Genomic DNA, 3,295 nt, shown 5'->3' with positions numbered 1-3,295 from the left:
GGCTTTGGATCAAGCCGTCCGGGTGCTGCGGCCGGGCGGCCGGCTCGCGATCGCCGACCTGCGGGAGACCGGTCAGCATGCCAACCATCTGCGCGAACTGGGTTGGCGAAACGTGCAGCGCCGCAACCTGGGATGGCGCATGTGGTACGGCGGCCCCTGGTTCGCCACCCGGTTGGTGACCGCCACGAAACCGGGTTGAGTGCTGATAGTCAACGCTTATCAGCCGAGCCGCGCGCCGGCCGGCGGCGGCGTGCATGCTGATTCCATGAACAGAAACGAGATCACCGAGCAGATCGTTCTTGCCCGTCTGGACCGCGGGCTGAGCTGGCAGGAGCTGGCCGAGGCCATCGACAGGCCGGTGGTGTGGACCACGTCGGCGCTACTGGGCCAGCACCCGATTCCCGTCGAGCTCGGCAAGGTGGTCGTCGAGATGCTCGGCCTCGACGAGTCGGCGCTGCCCGTGCTGGCCGCGGTGCCGGTACGAGCCGAGCTGCCCACCGCGGTGCCGACCGACCCCACCATCTACCGTTTCTATGAGGCGGTTCAGGTGTACGGCGGCGCTCTCAAGGAATTGATCCACTAGCAGTTCGGCGACGGCATCATGAGCGCGATCAACTTCAGCGTCGACCTGCAGAAGAAACCGCATCCGTCCGGCGACCGTGTCGTGGTGACGTTCGACGGAAAATTCCTTGCTTACGACTGGGTTTCAGCCCAGTCGTAAGGAAATCGTTAATAAACGCGCGCAGCGGGCCGCGCACGCTTAGCTTTTGCTAGATGCGCGGTCCATACTTCGAGGCTGATTGGCGACGGGAGCAACTTCGGACCAACCTATGGCTCGTCCCGGTGCTCCAGACGCTTGGGATAGTCGTGGTGTTCGGCATCACCTACACCATCGATCGCATGGCTTATGACGGATGGATCCACTTCCCATCGTGGGTGCTTAACGGCAGCGCCGATTCGGCTCGAGTTGTATTGGCCACGGTCGCCGCGGCGATCATCACCGTGGTCGGCATCGTCTTCTCGATCACCATCGTTGCGCTGACGCTGGCCTCAACGCAGTTCGGGCCGCGGATGCTGCGCAACTTCGTGCGCGATCCGGGAACTCAAGTTTCGTTGGGAACATTTGTCGCCTCGTTTTGCTACGCGATGGTCGCGTTGGTTTCGGTGGGCGGCGGCCCGCACGGCGACTTCGTTCCGCATTTGTCGATCACGGTGACGTTCGTGCTGACGTTGGCTGACGTGGCAGTGTTGATCTTCTTCCTCAATCACATCGCTTCGATGATCCAGCTCCCGGTGGTAATCGCGCGCATTGCGGCAACATTGGACAAAGAGATTGCGGCGCTGGATGTCGGTGGCGACTTCGGGGTCGGTGCGGCCCGCGGCCCGTCGCACGAGGAATTGTGTGCACGGTTGGAGGAGTCCGGTGCTCCGATCCGCACACCGCGCAGCGGCTATCTGCAGGTCGTCCGGCATGACTCGCTACTGAAGACCGCTACCAATGCCGACGCGGTCATTCAGTTACCCTACCGCCCTGGGCATTTCGTGGTCGCAGGTCAGGTAATCGCCCGGGTGTGGCCGCCCGAGGCTGCTGACTCTGTGGCAGTCAGGCTTGCGCTGGGCCACATCACGGGTGCCTATCGCACACTCCCACAGGATATTTCGTTTGGATTCGATCAACTGGTCGAGATCGCATTACGGGCATTATCGCCCGCAGTCAACGACACGTTCACCGGGATGACCTGCGTCGACTGGATCGCCGATGGCTTGTGCCGAATTTCCACTTCATGGCGCCCACAGCGGATCCGGCGCGACGCTGAAGGCAACATACGCGTCATCGCCTACCAGCCCGATTTCGAGCGGCTGGTGGAGCGCACGTTCGATACCATCCGCCAGGCCGCAGTTGGCATGCCCGCCATCATGATCCGGCAACTCGAAGCGCTGGCGAAGATCATCGAACAAACGCCTGACCGTGCACACCAAACCCCGTTGATCCGCCAAGCCGAGGCGATCCAGCGGTCCAGCCTGGCCACGGTCGCCGATCCATCAGACCGCCACGACGTCACGCAGCGCTACGAGGCGGTCCTTGCGCTGGTCACGCCCGTCGCGGCAGCACCGGAGGAGCTTCGTCTGGCCTAGCGGCTACAGTGCGCAGAGTGACTACCGAACTCAAGGCGGACCTCGTCCTCTCGGGCGGCGGCGTCAAGGGCATCGGATTGTCCGGCGCCGCCGTCGCCCTGCTGGAAGCCGGATATGCGATCCAGCGGGTGTCCGGCACGTCAGCCGGCTCGGTGGTCGGCGCCATTCTGGCCGCCGGCGCCGACCAACTGACCCCCGATGAGGTCGAGCAACTGACCATGACGTTGCCCTACAAAAAATTCCTCGACCCGACGCACATCACCGGCATCCCGCTGCTCGGCCCGGCGTGGGGCGTATTGAGCGAAACCGGCATTTACAAAGGCGATTTCGCTCACGACTGGATTCGCAGCGAGCTGGCCAACCTCGGTGTGCGGACTTTCGGCGACCTGGCCATCGACGCCCCGCACCTGCCGCCGGAACAGCGCTACCGGCTGGTCGTCACGGTGTCCGACGTGACCACCGGGCAGCTGGTGCGGCTGCCGTGGGACTACCACCGGCTGTACGGCCTGGACCCCGACGAACAACAGGTAGCCGACGCGGTTCGCGCGTCGATGTCGATCCCATTCTTCTTTCGGGCCGCCAAGTTGACCAGCACCGCCGGCCTGACGTCGACGCTGGTCGACGGCGGCATGCTGTCGAACTTCCCGATCGACTCCTTCGACCGGCGTGACGGCAAACCGCCACGGTGGCCCACCTTCGGCGTCACGTTGCTGCCCAACCTTCCGCAGGGCAATGACAAAGTGATTCCGGCTCTGGCGCCGGTCAATTGGCTTTTCGGCGGCCCGCCGCTGATCGAAGCGCTGATCACCACGATGATCGTCGGGCGCGACCAGGCCTACCTGAATCAACCATGGGTCGACTCGCGGGCGATTCGCGTCGACTCCTCGAAGGTCGGATTTCTCGACTTCAACATCGGCACCAAGCAGATGCAAGAGCTCTACCAAAGCGGCCACGATGCGGCCGAAGCGTTCCTGAAATCGTGGGACTGGAACGAGTACCTCGAGCGTTTCCGGCGGCCCGGAACGTAAGGCTGCAGAACCTAGACCTCGAATTCGGCTGCCATATTGTCGATTCCGGCGCGAATCGCGGCCAGCGCATCGGCCCGGGTCCGCAGCTTCGTGCCGACATGGGCGTGCTGCTTGAGCGTCGCGAATTCGCG

At 63.6% G+C, this 3,295-nt stretch carries 2 protein-coding genes and 3 pseudogenes; 4 read left to right on the top strand and 1 reads right to left on the bottom strand.

Annotation, left to right across the window (positions count from 1 at the left end; all coding sequences use genetic code 11):
• The 4 genes and pseudogenes from VN856_RS02665 to VN856_RS02650 all read left to right on the top strand — a co-directional run.
• Positions 1-199 (top strand): annotated as a pseudogene (locus VN856_RS02665) (SAM-dependent methyltransferase); the annotation flags it as partial.
• A gap of 66 nt (positions 200-265) precedes the next feature.
• Positions 266-721: pseudogene (gene cynS / locus VN856_RS02660) on the top strand (cyanase).
• Positions 722-774: 53 nt separating this feature from the next.
• Entirely contained in the window at positions 775-2,136 is a 1,362-nt protein-coding gene (locus VN856_RS02655; RefSeq protein WP_325685882.1) for a DUF2254 domain-containing protein, read from the top strand.
• A gap of 17 nt (positions 2,137-2,153) precedes the next feature.
• Positions 2,154-3,164 carry a patatin-like phospholipase family protein gene (locus VN856_RS02650; RefSeq protein ID WP_325685880.1) on the top strand — a complete coding sequence of 337 codons (1,011 nt, stop codon included), beginning with the start codon at positions 2,154-2,156 and terminating at the stop codon, positions 3,162-3,164.
• An 11-nt stretch (positions 3,165-3,175) separates the two neighbouring features.
• Here VN856_RS02650 and VN856_RS02645 read toward each other — a convergent pair.
• Positions 3,176-3,295 (bottom strand): annotated as a pseudogene (locus VN856_RS02645) (enoyl-CoA hydratase); the annotation flags it as partial.

Origin of the sequence: Mycobacterium sp. (assembly GCF_035603715.1) — a bacterium.
In the GTDB taxonomy this organism is placed as follows: domain Bacteria; phylum Actinomycetota; class Actinomycetes; order Mycobacteriales; family Mycobacteriaceae; genus Mycobacterium.
Note: the sequence above shows the minus strand (reverse complement) of the source record. Positions and strands in the feature narration are given on the sequence as shown.